This window comes from Pseudoalteromonas fuliginea (assembly GCF_000690055.1).
In the GTDB taxonomy this organism is placed as follows: domain Bacteria; phylum Pseudomonadota; class Gammaproteobacteria; order Enterobacterales; family Alteromonadaceae; genus Pseudoalteromonas; species Pseudoalteromonas fuliginea.
On sequence record NZ_JJNZ01000074.1, the window covers coordinates 17,005 to 36,530 of the forward strand.

Here is a 19,526-nt window from a genome sequence, read left to right on the forward strand (position 1 = left end):
GTTATAAAAGCCCTATTCACTGATTGACGCTAAAACATTGAAAAATGTAGGAAATGTCTTATAAGTACACTTTGGATCATTAATCGTTATAGGTTTCCCGCCAACAGCAACCATGGCAAAGCACATGGCTATACGGTGATCGTCGTAGGTATCTATTGCTACATCATTGAAATGTTCAGGTGGTGTAATTTCTATAAAATCATGCCCTTCTACAACTTCTGCACCTACTTTTCTAAGCTCAGTTGCCATTGCATATAAACGGTCTGTTTCTTTTACTCGCCAGTTATAAATGTTACGAATGGCAGTTGGACCTTTAGCAAAAAGAGCAACTGTTGCGAGTGTCATAGCTGCATCAGGAATTGCATTAGCGTCAATATCTACGCCTTTTAATTCGCCTTTGCGAACAACTAAACGCTCATCATACCAATCGATTTTCGCGCCTACTTGCTCCATTACTTTGGCAAAGCCTATATCACCTTGAACCGATTTAGCACCTACACCTTTAATCTCAATTTCACCACCCGCTATCGCAGCTGCAGCAACAAAGTAAGAAGCAGAAGACGCATCCCCTTCAACCATAATTCGATCGAGTGATTGATACTGTTGACCACCTTTAACTTTAAAAGTTGCATAATTACTGTGTTCAACATTAACACCAAAACGTGCCATTACATCAAGCGTAATATCAATATATGGTTTAGAAACCAAGGTACCTTTAATGGTTATATTTGTATCACCACTAAACAAAGGTGCAGCCATTAGTAATGCAGTTAAAAATTGACTTGAAATACTACCGTCAATTTCAACTGAGCCGCCCTTAATTTGCCCACCCATAATCTTAAGTGGTGGATAGTCTTTGTGTTTAGTATAAGTAACATCACCACCCAATGCTTGAAGAGCATCAACTAAATGCCCTATTGGACGCTCTTCCATGCGCGGCTCGCCTACTAACTCATATTCACCAGTAACAGCAGCAAGTACAGCCGTTAAAGGTCTGTAAGCAGTGCCGGCATTCCCTAAAAACAATGGCTCGCTAGGCGTTTTAAATACGCCACCAACGCCGTTTACTGTCGCGACTGTTCGCTCATCATTTAAAGTTACATGTACACCTAATAATTTTAAAGCACCTAACATATGGCGTATATCATCGCTATCAAGCAAATTTTCAACAACGGTAGTACCGCTTGCCAGTGCTGCTAAGAGCAAAATCCTATTCGATAAGCTCTTTGAGCCTGGTAGGGTTACCGTGCCATTTACTTTTGTAATTGGTTCTAAACGAAGCTGTTCCATTAACTGTGCTCCTTAGCAAAGGCAGCCATAAAGTCTACTAGGGCTTGAACACCTTCAAGTGGCATGGCGTTATAAATACTCGCACGCATACCGCCTACAATTCGGTGCCCTTCAAGTGCAAGTAAACCCGCATCATTGGATTGAGTTACAAACTGCTCATTTAAGCTTTCATCGTTTAGCCAAAAAGGAACATTCATGCGTGAACGACAATGCTTAGCGACTATATTTGAGTAAAAGTCAGAATTATCAATAAAATTATACAGTAGCTCAGCTTTTGCAATATTTTGTGTTTCCATGGCTTTTACGCCGCCATTTCTCTCTAACCATTCGAAGACTTCAGCAGCTAAATACCATGCAAAAGTAGGTGGCGTGTTAAACATGCTGCCCTGTTTTGCTTCAAGGGCGTAATCTAAAATACCAGGCTTTGCTAGCCCTTCACGCTCAAGTAGTGTTTTACGAACAATAACGATTGAAATACCCGATGGACCGATATTTTTTTGCGCACCAGCGTAAATTAAATCAAATTTGTTCACGTCTATTTCGCGAGACAAAATAGTCGATGACATATCAGCAACAATCGGCGCAGTTGGGTGACTCGGTACATCAAAAATCTCGAGTCCATCTACCGTTTCGTTAGGGCAATAATGAATGTACGCCGCATCTTCTGGTAATTCCCAGTCAGCAACGTCTTTAATTGAAAATTCACCATCAGCATCATTACGTACATCCGTAAAAGACGTTTGAGTGAACTTATTCGCTTCATCTCTGGCGCTTTTCGACCATACGCCATTCTCGCAATAAAACGCTGTTTTGCCTTCTTGGTGCAAATTTAAAGGAACAGCACTAAATTGGCCACGACCTCCACCGTGCATAAACAACACTTCAAATTCATCACTGATATTCATTAAGCGGCGAAGACTCGCTTCACACTTTGCAGTTAATGCTAAAAACTCTTTGCTGCGATGGCTCATTTCCATTACAGAAACACCCAAGTCTTGCCAATCTAGAAACTCTTTTTGCGCTTTTTTCATAACCGCTTGCGGAAGCATAGCCGGTCCCGCACAGAAATTATATTTACTCATTACCTTTGCCTCATTCCAGTAATTTAACTACTAAGCATGAACGTATAATCCCCATCCACTCAACCTTACGATTTTAATGAATGAATATAATTTCACACTCTATTAATTTTTTTCAACAACATTAAAAAAAGCGGCCAAGGCCGCTTTTTCAATATCAATTATTCTGAAGGAGGATTATCATCCGCTACTTCATCAATAACCGTATCTACAGTTTCAACGTCTTCAATATCAATCAAGTCACTTTCTGTAACTTCAATCTCTTCTATACGTTGTAAACCAACTACTTGCTCTTCGTCAATAGTTCTGATCAAAATAACACCTTGAGTGTTACGTCCAACCGTAGAAACTTCATTAACACGAGTTCGTACTAAGGTACCACGATTTGAAATAATCATTATTTCATCGTTGTCGTCAACTTGCACAGCACCAACAACAGCACCGTTACGTTCACTCACCTTAATTGATACAACACCCTGTGTTGCACGACTCTTCGATGGGTAATCTTCAAGTTGCGTACGCTTACCGTAACCGTTTTCAGTTACCGTCAGAATAGCACCGTCAGTTTTTGGTACAATTAACGATACTACGCGTTGCTCATCTGGCATTTTAATACCACGAACACCTGTAGCAGTACGACCCATAGGACGAACACCTTTGAAGCGAATCTCAGGGTTACCTTCTTCGTCTAATACTGGATTACCGTTTTCATCAACAACCGTTGTTTCTTCAGCTTCTTTAAAACGTACAACTTTACCTGCATCAGTGAACAACATAATTTCGTTGCTACCATCGGTAATATCAACCCCAATCAGGCTATCGCCTTCATTTAAGTTAACAGCAATAATACCGCTTGCACGTTGACGACTGTAAGCCGTTAATGGTGTTTTCTTAACTGTACCAAATGCTGTTGCCATAAAGATGTATTTATCTTCTGCGTACTCGCGTACTGGCAATATAGCGGTAATTCGTTCATCAGCTTCAAGTGGTAACAAGTTAACAATTGGCTTACCGCGCGCTGCACGACTTGCCAGTGGTAACTGATATACTTTAAGCCAATATAAACGCCCGGCCGTAGAGAAACATAAAATAGTATCGTGCGTATTTGCAACGAGTAGACGTTCAATGAAATCTTCATCTTTCATCTTCGTTGCTGATTTACCTTTACCACCACGGCGTTGTGCTTCGTAATCAGACAATGCCTGATATTTCACATAACCTTCGTGAGAAAGCGTTACTACAACGTCTTCTTCGGTAATTAAATCTTCTAAGCTAATATCGTGAGCCGCTGCATTAATTTCAGTACGACGTTCATCGCCGTATTGTGCTTTAATTTCAACTAACTCATCACGAATAACTTCCATTAAACGCTCTGGCGTTGCCAAAATATGTAAAAGCTCAGCAATTAAATCTAATAGTGTTTGATATTCACTCAGGATTTTTTCATGCTCAAGACCTGTTAGCTTGTGTAAGCGTAAATCTAGGATTGCTTGGGCTTGTTGCTCTGAAATAAAATACTGACCGTCGCGAATACCTAAATCAGCAGCGAGCCAATCTGGACGTGCAACATTATCTTCGCCTGCTTTTTCAAGCATTGATTTTACATTACCTAATTCCCACGAACGTGCCGTTAAAGCAACTTTAGCTTCAGCAGGTGTAGGGGATTTACGAATAAGTTCGATAATAGGGTCAATGTTTGCAAGCGCAATAGCTAAACCTTCTAGCATATGTGCACGATCGCGGGCTTTGCGTAAATCAAATACTGTACGACGAGTTACTACTTCACGACGGTGAATAATAAACTCTTCTAGCATTTCTTTTAAGTTGAAACACTTAGGCTGGTTGTTAATTAACGCAACCATATTCATACCAAACACAGTTTGTAACTGAGTCTGCGCATACAAGTTGTTTAAAATAACCTCGCCTACGTCACCACGTTTGATCTCAATAACGATACGCATACCGTCTTTGTCTGATTCATCACGTAGTGCACTAATACCTTCAATTTTTTTATCTTTAACAAGCTCAGCAATTTTTTCAATTAAGCGTGCTTTGTTAACTTGATAAGGAATTTCGTGAACGATAATTGTTTCACGGCCTGTTTTTTCATCCGTTTCAATCTCAGCTCGTGCACGCATGTACACTTTACCACGGCCAGTTTGGTATGCTTGTTCAATACCTTTCTTACCGTTGATAATTGCAGCGGTTGGAAAATCTGGGCCCGGAATATAATCCATTAACTCAGTTATAGTTAATTCAGGATTGATTATAAGCGCTAAACAACCATTAATAACTTCTGTTAAGTTATGTGGTGGGATATTTGTAGCCATACCTACCGCAATACCTGATGATCCGTTAACTAATAAGTTAGGGACCTTTGTTGGTAAAACGTCAGGGATTTGTTCTGTGCCGTCGTAGTTAGGAACGAAATCAACCGTTTCTTTTTCAAGATCAGCTAATAGCTCATGCGACATTTTTGCCATACGTACTTCTGTATAACGCATTGCCGCAGCTGAATCGCCATCAACCGAACCGAAGTTACCTTGGCCATCTACAAGCATATAACGTAGTGAGAATGGCTGAGCCATACGAACTATCGTGTCATAAACTGCACTGTCGCCGTGTGGGTGGTATTTACCGATTACGTCACCGACCACGCGGGCCGATTTTTTGTAAGGCTTGTTCCAGTCATTACTAAGCTCGTTCATTGCAAACAAAACGCGGCGATGAACAGGTTTTAAGCCGTCACGTACGTCTGGTAATGCACGTCCTACAATTACGCTCATCGCGTAATCTAAGTAGGAGTTTTTTAACTCGTCTTCAATATTGACTGGCAGAATTTCATTGGCGAGATCAGTCATTTGATATCACATTCCTTCAGTATCAGCTCTCAACGACCCGGTATTGGGTATTAAGAGTATTGTTATTATTTCTAACAGCCATGCTATCACAATTAATTTTAATTTACAGGCGCAAAACTTTGCGATTTATCAATTTAGCCCTATATAATGGCCTCAGATTGACGAGGAAGTATTTTATGACCGAACATCAAAATGTAGATCACGCAGAAATAGCAAAATTTGAAGCCATCGCCGAGCGTTGGTGGGACCTAGACGGAGAATTCAAACCTCTTCACGAAATTAACCCGTTACGTTTAGACTTTATAGCAAACAAAACGCAAGGCTTATTCGATAAAGAAACACTCGACGTTGGCTGTGGTGGCGGTATTTTAAGCCAAAGCATGGCGCGCATGGGCGCAAAAGTAACTGGCATCGACATGGGGCAAGAGCCTTTAACTGTTGCTAAGTTACACAGTTTAGAAACTGGCGTAAATGTAGATTATATAAAAGTGCCTGCAGAAGAGTTTGCTTCACAAAATCCAGAACGCTTTGATGTAATAACCTGTATGGAAATGCTTGAGCACGTTCCCGACCCGGCATCTATCATTCATGCCGTAGCCGCATTAGCCAAACCAGGCGCAGACGTGTTTTTTTCAACCCTGAACAAAACACCTAAAGCATACTTATACGCTATTGTTGGTGCTGAAAAGCTTTTAAAAATGGTGCCTGAAGGTACACACGACCATAAAAAGTTTATAAAACCTGCACAGCTCATTGCATGGGCAGAGCAAGCGGGTTTAAAAGTTCGTGCAAGTACAGGCCTTTCTTATAACCCACTATCAAAGCAATATACGCTTAATAACGACGTTAGCGTAAATTACATACTTTATTTTGAGAAGTTAGCTTAATGGCTAACTCTCAAGCCCCCCACCCCCTTATTGAGTACGATGCATTTTTATTTGATTTAGACGGCACCCTACTCGACACTGCTGATGATTTAGGTGCCGCTTTAAACGCGGTGCTTATTAGCAATAAAATAGAGCCTGTTAGTAGTGATATATACCGTCCTGCTGCATCTAACGGCGCTGGCGCATTATTAGAGGCTGGTTTTAAAGCGTTATGGGACAAACAACCCCAAAGCGAGCTTATAAAGCAATTAGTTGACGAGTACGCTGCAAACATAGCAAATCACACACGCTGCTTCAGCGGAGTTGAATCGTTACTTATCGCCCTAGATCATAAAAAGATCAAATGGGGGATCATGACTAACAAACCAGGGTTTTTAACCGATCCTTTAGTTGCAGCTATTCCTGCTTTAAAAAATGCCAGTGTAGTAATAAGTGGTGACACTTTAGCAGAGGCTAAGCCATCACCTTTACCACTGCTACATTGTGCAAAGCTTATGCAAGTACAGCCAAAGCGTTGTTTATACATTGGTGATGCACAGCGTGACATACAAGCAGGCAAAGCAGCAGGTATGCATACCGCGACTGCACTTTGGGGTTACATTCCCAGCGAAGATGAGGCATTAAGCTGGAAAGCCAATTTAAACTGGCTAAGTCCAATTGATGGTTTTAACCATATATAGTGCTATGTTAATTAATAAACACTATATATTGTGATTGTGTTAGTTTTTATGCAAAGCTTGCTGATAAAAAAAGCAGTCAAAATTTATTTTTAAAATGCGTAAATTTAGCAGATCATTAGTTGATTTTTGCATATTTCAACTTAAATGATTGTTCGAAGGTGAGTGTCTACTAACACAAATGCGTTATCCCAAAGTTATCCACAAACAGGGGCAATTATGTCCCTTGCAAAACAATGCAGACCACACTATCTTGTGATCTCTAAATTGAACAACACCAGATATTGTGGCCAAATGTTATTCAATTAAATTCACTAATTTGGTGAAACCTATAATAAATGAGCACTACACCTTGCTAATTTGAGGTGTAAACATTGGTCAAAATACATAATCCCCAAGGAATACAGGCAAAGCTATGAACCAACAGTTATCTGTAAGCAAACGTGACGGGCGTAAAGAGCCGCTTGATCTTGATAAGATCCATCGCGTTATTGAATGGGCCGCCGAAGGTTTAAATAACGTTTCGGTTTCGCAAGTTGAATTAAAATCACACATTCAATTTTACGATGGTATTCGTACCAAAGATATTCACGAAACCATTATTAAAGCAGCTGCAGATCAGATTTCAAAAGAATCGCCTGATTACCAGTATTTATCAGCGCGTTTAGCTGTATTCCACCTACGTAAAAAAGCCTATGGCCAATTTGAGCCACCACGTTTATTTGATCATGTAACTAAAATGGTTGAAGACAAACGCTATGATGCTCACTTATTAGTAGATTATACAGAGCAAGAATTAGATGAGCTTGATGCGTACCTTGATCATTCTCGCGATCTTAACTTCAGCTACGCTGCTGTAAAACAGCTTGAAGGTAAGTACCTCGTTCAAAACCGTGTAACAGGTGAAATTTACGAAAGCGCACAGTTTTTATATATTTTAGTAGCGGCAAGTTTATTTGCTGACTACCCACGTGAAACGCGTACTAATTACATTAAACGTTTTTATGATGCGGTATCGTTATTTAAGATTTCATTGCCTACACCAATAATGGCTGGTGTTCGTACCCCTACTCGTCAATTTAGCTCATGTGTATTAATTGAATGTGGCGACAGCCTCGATTCAATCAATGCAACATCATCAGCTATTGTTAAGTACGTTTCACAACGTGCGGGTATTGGTATTAACGCAGGTCGAATTCGTGCGCTAGGTAGCCATATTCGTAATGGCGAAGCGTATCACACTGGTTGTATTCCTTTTTATAAGCACTTTCAAACAGCGGTTAAAAGTTGTTCGCAAGGTGGTGTACGTGGCGGCGCTGCAACATTGTTCTACCCGCTTTGGCACCTAGAAGTAGAAAACCTACTGGTACTTAAAAATAATCGTGGTGTAGAGGACAACCGTGTTCGTCACCTAGATTACGGCGTACAATTTAATAAATTAATGTATTCTCGTTTAATTAAAGACGATTACATTACGTTATTTAGCCCATCAGATGTGCCTGGCCTTTATGATGCATTTTTTGAAGACCAAGCAGAATTTGATGCGCTTTACGTCAAATACGAACAAGACGAGTCTATCCGTAAAAAGCGTATCAAAGCCATTGAGCTTTTCTCTATGTTTGCCCAAGAACGTGCAAGTACTGGTCGTATTTACTTACAAAATGTGGATCACTGTAATACACACAGCCCGTTCATTGCTAAAGTTGCGCCTATTCGCCAATCTAACTTATGTTTAGAAATTGCATTGCCAACTAAGCCACTTAATAACGTAAATGACGAAGAAGGCGAAATTGCCCTTTGTACACTTTCTGCGTTTAACTTAGGTGCAATAGAATCACTTGATGAGCTTGAAGAATTAGCTGAGCTTGCTGTACGTGCACTTGATAACTTACTTGATTTCCAAGACTACCCTGTACCGGCTGCTAAAAATGCAACTATGGGACGCCGTACGTTAGGAATAGGTGTAATTAACTACGCATACTACCTAGCTAAAAACGGTAAACGTTATTCAGATGGCAGCGCGAACGCCCTGACTCACAAAACATTTGAAGCGATTCAATACTACTTGATGAAAGCATCTAACGAGCTTGCTAAAGAGCGTGGTGCATGTCCTAAGTTTAACGAAACAACGTACTCTCAAGGCATTATGCCAACTGATACGTACAAACGTGATTTAGATAAGATTTGTGATGAACCACTTCATCTTGATTGGGATACATTACGTGCAAACATTAAAGAGCACGGCATGCGTAACTCAACATTAAGTGCGTTAATGCCATCAGAAACATCGTCGCAAATCTCTAACGCTACAAACGGTATTGAGCCTCCACGTGGTCATATTAGTGTTAAAGCAAGCAAAGATGGTATTTTAAAACAAGTAGTTCCTGAGTATGAACGCTTAAAAAATAACTATGAGTTATTATGGGATATCCCATCAAACGATGGTTACTTACAGCTTGTAGGCATAATGCAAAAATTTGTTGACCAAACAATCTCAGCAAACACAAATTATGATCCAAACAAGTTCGAAGGCGGTAAAGTACCTATGCAAGTCTTATTAAAAGACTTACTGAGCGCATACAAACTGGGCGTTAAAACGTTGTACTATCACAACACCCGTGATGGCGCATCAGATTCACAAGAAGACACTCCTGACGTGGAAGATGATGATTGTGAAGGCGGCGCGTGTAAAATATAGTTACTAATTTTTATTTTAAGCGGGCATTTAGCCCGCTTTTTCTGATAGTTTTTTTGAGTGATAAACATGTCTTATACTACTTTTAGCCGAAACCATAATAACCAAATGCAAGAGCCAATGTTTTTTGGCCAAACAGTTAACGTATCTCGTTACGACCAACAAAAGTACCCTATCTTTGAAAAGCTAATCGAAAAACAATTGTCTTTCTTTTGGCGTCCTGAGGAAGTGGACGTAAGTAAAGACCGTTTAGACTTTCAGGCATTACCAGATCACGAAAAGCACATATTTTTAAGTAACTTAAAATACCAAACATTACTTGATAGTGTGCAAGGGCGTTCACCAAACGTAGCCCTACTGCCTATCGTATCGCTACCAGAACTTGAAACATGGATAGAAACATGGGCGTTTAGTGAAACAATTCACAGCCGCTCATACACACATATTATCCGTAACGTAACACAAGCACCTGAGCTTATTTTTGATGACATTGTTAGCAACGATAAAATTAGCGAACGTGCTGATGCGGTAACAAAATATTACGATGACCTAATTAACTCTGTATCACTTTACAATTTATACGGTGAAGGCAAACACGAAATTAACGGTAAAACCGTTATCGTGAATTTATTTGAGCTTAAAAAGAAACTTTACCTTGCAATGATGTCGGTAAATATTTTAGAGGCGATTCGTTTTTACGTAAGCTTTGCATGTTCGTTTGCGTTTGCTGAGCGTGAACTGATGGAAGGTAACGCTAAAATCATCAAGCTTATTGCGCGCGATGAAGCACTGCATCTTTCGGGTACTCAGCATATTTTAAATATTATGCAAGACGGTAAAGACGACCCAGAAATGGCGATTGTTGCCGCTCAGTGCCGAGACGAAGCAATTAAAATGTTTGTTGAAGCCGCAGAGCAAGAAAAAGAATGGGCAGAATACCTGTTTAAAGATGGCTCAATGATTGGTTTAAATAAACATATTTTATGTCAGTACGTTGAATACATCACCAACGCCCGTATGACTGCGATTGGCTTACCTGCACAGTTTGAAAACAACAGTAACCCTATTCCATGGATCAACTCATGGCTCGTATCTGATAATGTACAAGTAGCACCACAAGAAGCAGAAATAAGCTCATACCTTGTTGGTCAAATAGACTCTCAAGTTGATGCATCAGAATTTGGTGATTTTGATTTATAATGAGTGACAAGTCTACTGCAAGCATAACGCTTGCAGAAAACAGCCAGTGTATAGAATTTAATACTGGCTGCCCTTCTATTTTACACTGCTTAGAATCCATGAAAATAGACGTCGCATTCCAATGCCGTGAAGGCTACTGTGGAGCTTGCAGAGCTACTTTAGTGTCTGGCAGTGTTGAGTATAACGAAGAGCCACTTGCGTTTGTGCGAGAAGGCGAAATATTGTTGTGCTGCTGTAAACCCAATGGCGATATAAGTATTAATTTAAAGTAATCTGCTGACAAATAAAAAGCCAATAATGAAAACATTATTGGCTTTTTGCTTAAGCTGCATTACGGCTAAATTTTGGAATATTATTTTTCTTTCAAATAAACGGTTTTCTTCTCTAGATATTGCTCTAGACCAAATTTACCATCTTCGCCGCCAAAGCCGCTCTGTTTCCAGCCATTATGAAAACCTTGGTGCTGCTCACCCATACCACGGTTAATATAAACTTCACCCACTTCTAATTCGTTAATGGCTTTATTAATATCGAAAAAGTTTTGCGTAAATATATAAGCGCTTAAGCCATAAATACTGTCGTTACAGTATTCAATCGCTTGCTCCATATCTTTAACTTTAACAATAGGGAGTACTGGGCCAAAAGTTTCTTCGTGCACTGCAATGTTATCTTGCTTAACGTCTACAAGTAACGTGGGTTCGTACCAACAACCGCCTTCAAAACCCTCAACAGAAGCAACTTTACCACCAGTGGCGACAGAAGCGCCTTGTTGAATACTTTGTTGAACTATGTGATCAATGTTATCTATTTCGCGTTGATTACATTTAGGACCCATTTGCGTATCTGGGTTCATAGGATCCCCAACACGAAGTGCTTTTACAGCTGGTATAAATTTAGCCATAAACGCATCGTACACAGACTCTTGAACATATAAACGCTCAACACAGGTGCATACTTGCCCGCAGTTAGCAAAACGACCCCAAAGCGCACCTTCAACAGCCTCATCAAGGTCGGCATCGGCCATAACAACCATTGGCGCTTTACCGCCAAGTTCAAGCATTACAGGCGTCATGTATTCTGCGCTAGTTTTGTAGATTTGCTTACCTGCAGCAGTAGAGCCTGTCATGGTGATCATTTTAGTAATTGGGCTTTCACACAATGCTTGGCCAACAACAGAACCTGATCCATTAATAACGTTTAACACGCCAGCAGGAATACCCGCTTCGTTTGCTAAACGACCTAGCTCGGTGGTTGCTAAAGGTGTTTCTTGAGTAGGTTTTAATACAATAGAGTTACCTGTGATCAACGCAGGTCCAATTTTACGACCAGCCAATGCCAGCGGAAAATTCCACGCAGTAATACCCACAACTACGCCTCGTGGCACTTTATGAATGTATATTTTTTCATCATCGTTATCTGAAGGTAAAATATCGCCTTCAATAGTAAGTGCATGGTCGCATGCATAGTCAATAAAAGTCGCTGTTACGTCGACTTCCATTTGTGCAACTGATAGTAATTTACCTTGCTCTGCAACAAGCATTGGTGCAAGAATATCTTTATTTTCACGAATTTTATTAGCAAACACACGCAATATATTTTGACGTGTGCGAGCTGTCAATTTAGCCCACTTTCTCTGCCCTACATTCGCTGATTCAAGTGCATACTGCGCATCTTCTATACAGCCTTTTGGTATTTCACCAATTTTTTTACCCGTAGATGGGCTTAATATTTCAATCGTGCCACTTGCTTTAGAAGCGACATATTCGCCATTTATAAAATTCACATTATTATGAAAGTTCATTGAACTATCTCCCCATCCATCCGCCATCAACCAATAAAATAGCGCCGTTTACGTAACTAGCAGCCTCAGAAGCCAAGAACACAGCAGGCCCTTTAAAGTCTTCAGGATTTCCCCATCGACCTTGTGGAATACGCGCTAAGATGGCTGCATTACGCTCTTTGTCATTGCGTAATGCCTCAGTGTTATCGGTATCAATGTAACCTGGCGCAATCGCATTTACATTAATGCCTTTGCCAGCCCATTCATTAGAAAGCGCCATAACCAATTGCCCAATAGCACCTTTACTAGCTGCGTAACCTGGTACTGTAATACCACCTTGAAAAGTGAGCAAAGAAGCCGTGAAAATAACTTTACCCTCGCCATGCTCTATCATTTGTTTGCCTATTTCGCGGCTTAAAATAAATTGAGCATTTAAGTTAACTTCAATCACTTTATCCCATAAATCATCGCCATGCTCAGCCGCAGGAGCACGAAGGATTGTACCTGCATTATTGACTAAAATATCAATTTTTGGAAAATCACTTTTTACATCATTAATAAACGAATAAAGCGCATCACGATCACCAAAATCACATTGGTAGGCTTTAAAATTTCGGCCAAGGGCTTTAACTTCTTTTTCTACTTCAGAGCCTTCAAGCTCTAAGCTTGCAGATACACCAATAATATCAGCGCCAGCCTGTGCTAAACCTAGAGCAATACCTTTACCAATACCGCGCTTACAACCTGTAACAAGGGCTACTTTGCCCTCTAAACTAAATTTTTCTAACATATTATTCATTTTCATACCTTTATAATTTTTATTATTGTGGGTTACATTCAACAAGCGCTTTCATGCCTTCTGGATTTCCATCCATACTCGCAAATGCACTACCAATATCAGTTAACGAACTAACCGAACTAATAAAAGGTTTAAGATCTATTTGGCCCGATGAAATTAATTCGATAGCCCAATCAAAGTCGGCCGCTTCGTATACACGTGCACCTAATAACTCCAACTCTTTCCAAAAGAATTGAAATAAATCGATTTCAGGTTTAACACTGTGAATAGCCACCATGACTATACGACCCCGGCGCCCTGCTATTTCAGTCATAGCCTCTATTGCGGGTTTTACGCCTGATACTTCAAATACAACATCAGCACCTTTTGTTTGCGTCCAGCTATCTACATAGGCAGCTAAATCTTCTTCAATGGGATTAACCGATTTAACACCTAGCTCATCGGCAAAAGCACGGCGGCTTTCGTTAGGCTCAGACACGAGTACTTCTGCGCCAACACTTTTAGCAACCGCAGCAACTAATTGCCCAATTGGCCCGCCACCAAGCACAACAACTTTCTCACCCGCTTGTAAGCGCGAGCGTCGTACATCATGGCACGCAACCGATAACGGCTCTATTAATGCGCCTTGTTTTAAATCAACGCCTGCTGGTAATTTATGCAAAGTACGCGCTTTAACTGTCCAGTTTGACTGAAAAGCACCTGGCGTATCTATTCCCATAAACTTTAAGTTTTGACAAATATGCGTATGCCCTGCATTACACGTAGGACAATCGCCACACCAATCTAGTGGACGTACTACCACGTTTTCGCCGACAGCAAAGCCTTCAACGCCTTCACCTATTTCTGCAACAACACCTGATATTTCATGGCCAATTGTTTGCGGAATAGACACTCGTTGATCCATCACACCATGGTATATGTGCATATCAGTACCACAAATCCCAACGTATCCAACACTCAATCTAATCTCACCCGCTTTAGGTTTAATAGATGTGCCTTCAACAATGTTAAATGACTTGTTACCTATATATTGTGCAGCTTGCATATTTTTATACCTTCAAGAATGTTTAATTAAATAGTGACCAAGTAATGCATCATTAAAACAATGCCGATACGAGGAATATCAAAGTGAACTATCACATCTTTGATATGGTTTATTGTTAACAATTTACACCTAGGTATGTAATTTGTAAAGCCACTCTTAATATTTAATATAACTTCAGAGCAGTAAAGCGAGTCAGTTAAAAACATTAAGGCTTGGGTAATAAAATTTACTTGTATGTTTTACTTTCAATCTATATTGTCAACAATTAACACAATGTAAGGAGGCACAATAGTGATTAAAAACAAAAAATCAATTTTTAGCTTAGTGATAATTAGCGCTATGAACTTAGCGGGATGCAGCCAAACCACACAAACGCCCAGTAGCCAAACAAGTAACAACGTTGTATTTTCTGATGTGTCTGAACAAGCTGGCTTAATAACACAAAAAAACTGGAAATATGGCGGCCCTACCATTGCCGATATAAACAGTGATGGTCATTATGACCTGCTGCTAACAAATCACGACACCACTCCTATTCGTTTATTTATGGCAAATGGAGATGGCACATACACACTACAAAACGATATTTTTCCACGAGCAGATCTACACGGTATGTCGGCCGGTGATTACGACAACGATGGTGATCTCGATGTACTTATTGCACTAGGTGGTGGAAATGGCACTACACCTCAACCCCAGCGACTACTTAAAAACAATAATGGTAAATTTGAAGATAAAACCGTTGAAGCTGGCTTATCTAAAATGGGGGCTCGCGGGCGTTCTGTGCGCTGGGTTGATATAGATAGCGATGGTGATCTTGATTTTATCCAAGTAAACGCCGAAAAATTAATTCACGAAAACTCCCCTCGTAATATCATTTTTGAAAATATCGGCAATGGAAAATTTACTTATCACCCATCAGCTACTTTTGAAAATATAAAAGCCGAGCGTGTATTATTAACCGATTACAATAACGATGACATACTCGATATTTTTGCTTTCGATGGATACAACAATTTAGCTATTTATCAAGGTAATAACGACTTTACCTTCGCCAATACGACTCAAGATCTATTAGGTGCAAATAGTGAAGCCTACAAAGGCACGCTCGCAGTTGCGCAAGCTGATATAGATAACGACGGCGATATGGACTACTACCTTGCTCGCGGAAAGCTAAGCTACACTATCGCTAATAACAGTCTATCGTTTAATAAAGGCAGCAAACGACTAGACCTGCGTGATGAAGGTAATAAAAGTCACGATGGCATAACACTCATTACCGACAACACAAACTCAGGAAGCCTTATACTAAGTGACTTTTATCACTTCCCGCGTGCCAAGCTATTAAGCCATATGGATGTGTACATAGGCGAGAAAAAAGAATTAATAAATACACCCAATAAAAACACGAACATTAGCCAGAAAATAGCGCGCGGGTTTCCAACTAAGCTTGATAAAACTGGCTGGTACATTGGGTATTTAGGGAATAATAAATGGCGAGTAGAATGGGTACTTACCGATAACCTTGCATGGGATGTACGCGCATCATTCAAAAATGTAAAAGGCTATCAAAGCGATTGGCAACCACAAAATCTCGCCCTTCCTGATGTATTACTACGTAACGATAATGGTAAGCTAGTTGATATTTCATCTAAATTACCAGCATTAACAAACAGTAATAACTGGGGAGTTGTACCTGGCGATTTTAATAACGACACAAAAATAGACTTTATGGTCTATCGCTTTGGTGAACTAAAAGAGCGAGTTGCCGATGTTTTACTCATTAACCAAGGTGATTACAACTTTAAAGCAACAATCACTCATAACGCCGATACCGAACGTGGCTTAGACTCACACGGCGATATGGGAGCCGCATTTGACTTCAACCTAGACGGAAAACTCGACCTACTAAGCGGAGATGAAGATAACGGCCAATGGCATTTATATAAAAATACCACAGAGTTAAGTCACGCCCACTTCACCCTTATTCGAGTTGGGTACTCAAAAAGTGGGGTTGATCCATATGGTGCAAAAGTACAAATTAAAACAGCAACTGCGAGCCAATATCAAGTTATTGGTTCACAAAGTGCTACCCACTCGCAAAGCTTACTTAATATTGTACATTTTGGATTAGCACAGGCAGATTCAATCTCATCAGTTATTGTTACATGGCGAGATGGCAGCTCTGAGCATTTAAATAAACAACCTACAGATCAATTGATAAGTGTTGGTAACTTAAATAACTAATCCATAGCCGCAACTCTCATGCCCCCTTAATTAAGCGAATAACGACAGGGGGCTTATTATATTTACTTGATAATGTAATTTGGGGTTTGTTTTGCCTGTTCAATATTCTGCTTATTTAACTGCTCAAAAAACTTATCTATTTGTGCTTTGTATTCCCATGATTGCTGCAATACATTATTTGTATTGTGCTTATTCCACTCATTCCACAGCTTGGCTAATTTCGCTTGTTCAGCGGGTAATGTATCAACCAAGTTATGTTGCTCATACGGATCCGCTTTCATATCAAAAAAACTACGGCCTACATTCGGTAGTGGTTGGTTCATATATTTATAATCAGCGGTACGTACAGCATAAATATTCGGTGCCTCTTCTAAGCGCCAAAATAACGCCTGATGTGGGCTGCCTTGTTTAGTGCCTTGTAAAAATGGCAGTAAATTAACACCATCTAATTTCTTATTATCAGCACCCGCTAGTGCAACTGAGGTTGCAGCAATATCAAGTGACGATACTAAACCAGTAAACTCTTCGCCTTTAGGAATTACCCCTGGCCAATGAGCGATAAAAGGAACGTGGATCCCGCCTTCTAGTAAAGCCACTTTACCTCTTCTAAAAGGTGAATTGTCAGCCCAATCGCTAGTCGGTTGCCAGCTTTCAGGAAATACCCCGCCATTATCCGATAAAAAGATAATAAGTGTATTATCTAACTGATTTATGCCTTTAAGTGCATCGACTACCATACCTATTCCTTCATCCATAACATCAATCATGGCTGCATAAACACGTCGGTCTTCATCTTCAATATGCTTATATTTTTCAATATATTCAGCGGGTGCTTGTAGTGGCGTGTGAGGTGCGTTGTAAGATAAATACATAAAAAATGGCGATTCTTGCTGTCGGTGAATATACTTCACGGCATCACGACTAAGCGCTGTCGTTAAATATTCATCAAATTCGGTTACTTGAGTGTTACGCATCAGCGGCAGTGAATAACCATCTCCGCCAACCGTCACTTGATCAGGCATATAATTATGCCCGCCATCTAAAAAACCATAGAAATAGTCAAAGCCACGCTTATTAGGCTGAAAATGCGGTGCGCCACCCAAGTGCCACTTACCAAATACCGATGTATGATAGCCAACGTCTTGTAAACGATTGGCAAAGGTATTTTCAGATAGTGGTAGTCCCATATATTTATCTTGTGGCATATAACTTACATTGTTTTCCATACCTAAACGCGCTTGATAACGCCCAGTCAGTAAGCCTACACGTGAAGGACCACAGTAAGGGTGTGTCACATACGCATTTTTAAAGCGGGTGCCATTACTCGCTAATGCATCAATATTAGGTGTTTTAATCTCTTTTGAACCAGTAAACCCTAAGTCACCATACCCTAAATCATCGGCGAGGATCACCACTATATTTGGTTTTTGCTCGCTGGCATTGACATTAAAACTGTTTATACTCATAAACATAGCTATCAGTATCAATAACACGTGTCGTCTCATTATTTAATCCTCTTTTTAATTATTTTTTTGATGTATGCGATAGCCATCCATACGTGTCATTGCATGACCTTCGTATTCACGCTTTAATTGCCATAAAGGTCTTTCTAGTGTTAGTTCCCACTGGAATAGTTTTTTCATCAAGTTCGCTACTTGGTTTGGCTGCGACGATGCCAAATTATGGTTCTCTGATACATCGACAGAAAGATCGTACAGTTCAGCTGGCCGGTCAGGAAAACGCAGTAGCTTTAAGTCTTTGTCTCGAATAGCGGCTCGAGATTCCTTTTTCCAGTACAAGGTTTGATGAGGTCGTTGTGTGCTCTTTGATAATAAAAATGGCATCAAATCAACGCCATCGAGCTGCATCTGCTCAGTCACTTTGCCATTAGCAGCATGAATAAAAGTCGGTAATAAATCGAGTGAACTCACCGGATACGTATAGCGCGTATTATTACTTGAAAGCCTTTTAGGCCACTTTAATAACATAGGTACTCGGATCCCGCCTTCAAGATGATTGGCTTTAGTACCACTTAATGGATAATTATTGGCATAATTTTGATCAGTCGGTCCGCCATTATCATTAATAAACACCACTAGAGTGTTATCACTAATTTTAAGTGCGTTAAGCTTATCTAATACAACAGCAATAGCGCGATCCATAGCAAAATTCATCGCAGCTAATATTTTTCTCTTACCTGTTAAATGTGGAAATTGAGCTAAATCAGCATTCGTTGCTTGCATCGGCGCATGCACCGCTGAAAACGATAGTACTGCAAAGAAAGGTTGTTTATTGACGACGGATTGACCAATAAAATGACTGGTTTGAGTCGCCAGTGCATCTGTTAAGTACCCTTCGTGTTCAATATAGTGTTTAAAGTCTCGCTCCATCTTTTGGGAAGGGTAAGCTTGTTGTTCCGCTTTGCCGTATGCAAAATAACCACGTGCGCCTTCACGAAAGCCATAAAAGTTATCAAAGCCACGCTTAGTTGGATGATAATCATCGTGATTACCTTGATGCCATTTACCAAATAATCCCGTGTGGTAACCCAGTTCTTTGAGGTGATCGGCCATAGTAATTTGAGTGAAAGGTAAGCCCATTTTGTCGCCAGTGAAGCCTGATTTACTCATATAACCTGGCACATTATTTTCTTCAAAACCGAATCTTTGTTGATATTTCCCCGTATACAAGCCCGCGCGTGAAGGCCCACACACAGCCGCTGTAACATAGGCTTGCTCAAATACAACACTCTGACTTGCCAACTTATCGATTGTTGGCGTTTGCATTACTTCACTGCCCTGAAAACCGAAGTCGTGATAACCCGCATCATCGGAGATAATCAACAGTATATTCGGTTGCTCTTCGCCGTAACATAGATTACTGAATACACTAAGCAGCAATAACCAATATATAGACTTTAAATGAATTCGCATAGTGTCCCTTTATAACTGACATCTAGATTGATG

General features: G+C 40.2%; 14 protein-coding genes. 6 read left to right on the forward strand and 8 right to left on the reverse strand.

Annotated features, from left to right (window positions below):
- Window positions 1-12 precede the first annotated feature (12 nt).
- The 3 genes from aroA to gyrA form a co-directional block, all read right to left on the reverse strand.
- Window positions 13-1,290 (reverse strand): 3-phosphoshikimate 1-carboxyvinyltransferase, encoded by a 1,278-nt coding sequence (aroA, locus tag DC53_RS02670; RefSeq protein WP_033031668.1) that lies wholly within the window; start codon window positions 1,288-1,290, stop codon window positions 13-15.
- Window positions 1,290-2,372, reverse strand: coding sequence for a 3-phosphoserine/phosphohydroxythreonine transaminase (gene serC, locus DC53_RS02665; protein WP_033016435.1), 1,083 nt, complete (start codon window positions 2,370-2,372; stop codon window positions 1,290-1,292). Before serC ends, aroA begins: the two co-directional genes overlap by 1 nt.
- A 158-nt stretch (window positions 2,373-2,530) precedes the next feature.
- The gene (gyrA, locus tag DC53_RS02660; protein WP_033031670.1) at window positions 2,531-5,230 is read right to left on the reverse strand and encodes a DNA gyrase subunit A; all 2,700 of its coding nucleotides are present in this window, start codon (window positions 5,228-5,230) and stop codon (window positions 2,531-2,533) included.
- A gap of 176 nt (window positions 5,231-5,406) precedes the next feature.
- Here gyrA and ubiG point away from each other — a divergent pair, with 176 nt between their 5' ends.
- The 5 genes from ubiG (at window position 5,407) to yfaE (ending at window position 10,961) form a co-directional block, all read left to right on the forward strand.
- On the forward strand, window positions 5,407-6,117 hold the full coding sequence (ubiG, locus tag DC53_RS02655; protein WP_007376602.1) for a bifunctional 2-polyprenyl-6-hydroxyphenol methylase/3-demethylubiquinol 3-O-methyltransferase UbiG: 711 nt from the start codon (window positions 5,407-5,409) through the stop codon (window positions 6,115-6,117).
- The gene (locus tag DC53_RS02650; RefSeq protein WP_033031672.1) at window positions 6,117-6,797 is read left to right on the forward strand and encodes an HAD family hydrolase; all 681 of its coding nucleotides are present in this window, start codon (window positions 6,117-6,119) and stop codon (window positions 6,795-6,797) included. The genes ubiG and DC53_RS02650 overlap by 1 nt, the downstream gene beginning before the upstream one ends.
- Window positions 6,798-7,209: 412 nt before the next feature.
- Window positions 7,210-9,492 carry a class 1a ribonucleoside-diphosphate reductase subunit alpha gene (nrdA, locus tag DC53_RS02645; RefSeq protein WP_033031673.1) on the forward strand — a complete coding sequence of 761 codons (2,283 nt, stop codon included), beginning with the start codon at window positions 7,210-7,212 and terminating at the stop codon, window positions 9,490-9,492.
- A 66-nt stretch (window positions 9,493-9,558) separates the two neighbouring features.
- Complete coding sequence (gene nrdB / locus DC53_RS02640) at window positions 9,559-10,689, forward strand: class Ia ribonucleoside-diphosphate reductase subunit beta (protein ID WP_007376605.1); 1,131 nt, start codon at window positions 9,559-9,561, stop codon at window positions 10,687-10,689.
- Entirely contained in the window at window positions 10,689-10,961 is a 273-nt protein-coding gene (gene yfaE, locus DC53_RS21795) for a class I ribonucleotide reductase maintenance protein YfaE (protein ID WP_081824595.1), read from the forward strand. The genes nrdB and yfaE overlap by 1 nt, the downstream gene beginning before the upstream one ends.
- Before the next feature lie 80 nt (window positions 10,962-11,041).
- Here the strand turns inward: yfaE and aldA are convergent, their stop codons facing one another.
- Genes aldA through DC53_RS02625 form a run of 3 tightly spaced genes read right to left on the reverse strand, consistent with a single transcriptional unit; the run spans window position 11,042 to window position 14,313 of the window.
- Window positions 11,042-12,490: an aldehyde dehydrogenase gene (gene aldA / locus DC53_RS02635; RefSeq protein WP_033031675.1), complete on the reverse strand. Its 1,449-nt coding sequence runs from the start codon at window positions 12,488-12,490 to the stop codon at window positions 11,042-11,044.
- Between the two features lie 4 nt (window positions 12,491-12,494).
- The gene (locus tag DC53_RS02630; protein WP_033016439.1) at window positions 12,495-13,259 is read right to left on the reverse strand and encodes a 2,5-didehydro-3-deoxy-L-galactonate 5-reductase; all 765 of its coding nucleotides are present in this window, start codon (window positions 13,257-13,259) and stop codon (window positions 12,495-12,497) included.
- Window positions 13,260-13,290: 31 nt separating this feature from the next.
- Window positions 13,291-14,313 (reverse strand): (R,R)-butanediol dehydrogenase, encoded by a 1,023-nt coding sequence (locus tag DC53_RS02625; protein ID WP_033031677.1) that lies wholly within the window; start codon window positions 14,311-14,313, stop codon window positions 13,291-13,293.
- A gap of 291 nt (window positions 14,314-14,604) precedes the next feature.
- Here DC53_RS02625 and DC53_RS02620 point away from each other — a divergent pair, with 291 nt between their 5' ends.
- Window positions 14,605-16,560, forward strand: a complete 1,956-nt coding sequence (locus DC53_RS02620; protein ID WP_033031679.1) for a CRTAC1 family protein — start codon at window positions 14,605-14,607, stop codon at window positions 16,558-16,560.
- 62 nt (window positions 16,561-16,622) lie between these two features.
- Here the strand turns inward: DC53_RS02620 and DC53_RS02615 are convergent, their stop codons facing one another.
- On the reverse strand, window positions 16,623-18,026 hold the full coding sequence (locus DC53_RS02615) for a sulfatase family protein (protein ID WP_420892173.1): 1,404 nt from the start codon (window positions 18,024-18,026) through the stop codon (window positions 16,623-16,625).
- Window positions 18,027-18,080: 54 nt separating this feature from the next.
- On the reverse strand, window positions 18,081-19,493 hold the full coding sequence (locus DC53_RS02610) for a sulfatase-like hydrolase/transferase (RefSeq protein ID WP_033031683.1): 1,413 nt from the start codon (window positions 19,491-19,493) through the stop codon (window positions 18,081-18,083).
- Between the last annotated feature and the right edge of the window lie 33 nt (window positions 19,494-19,526).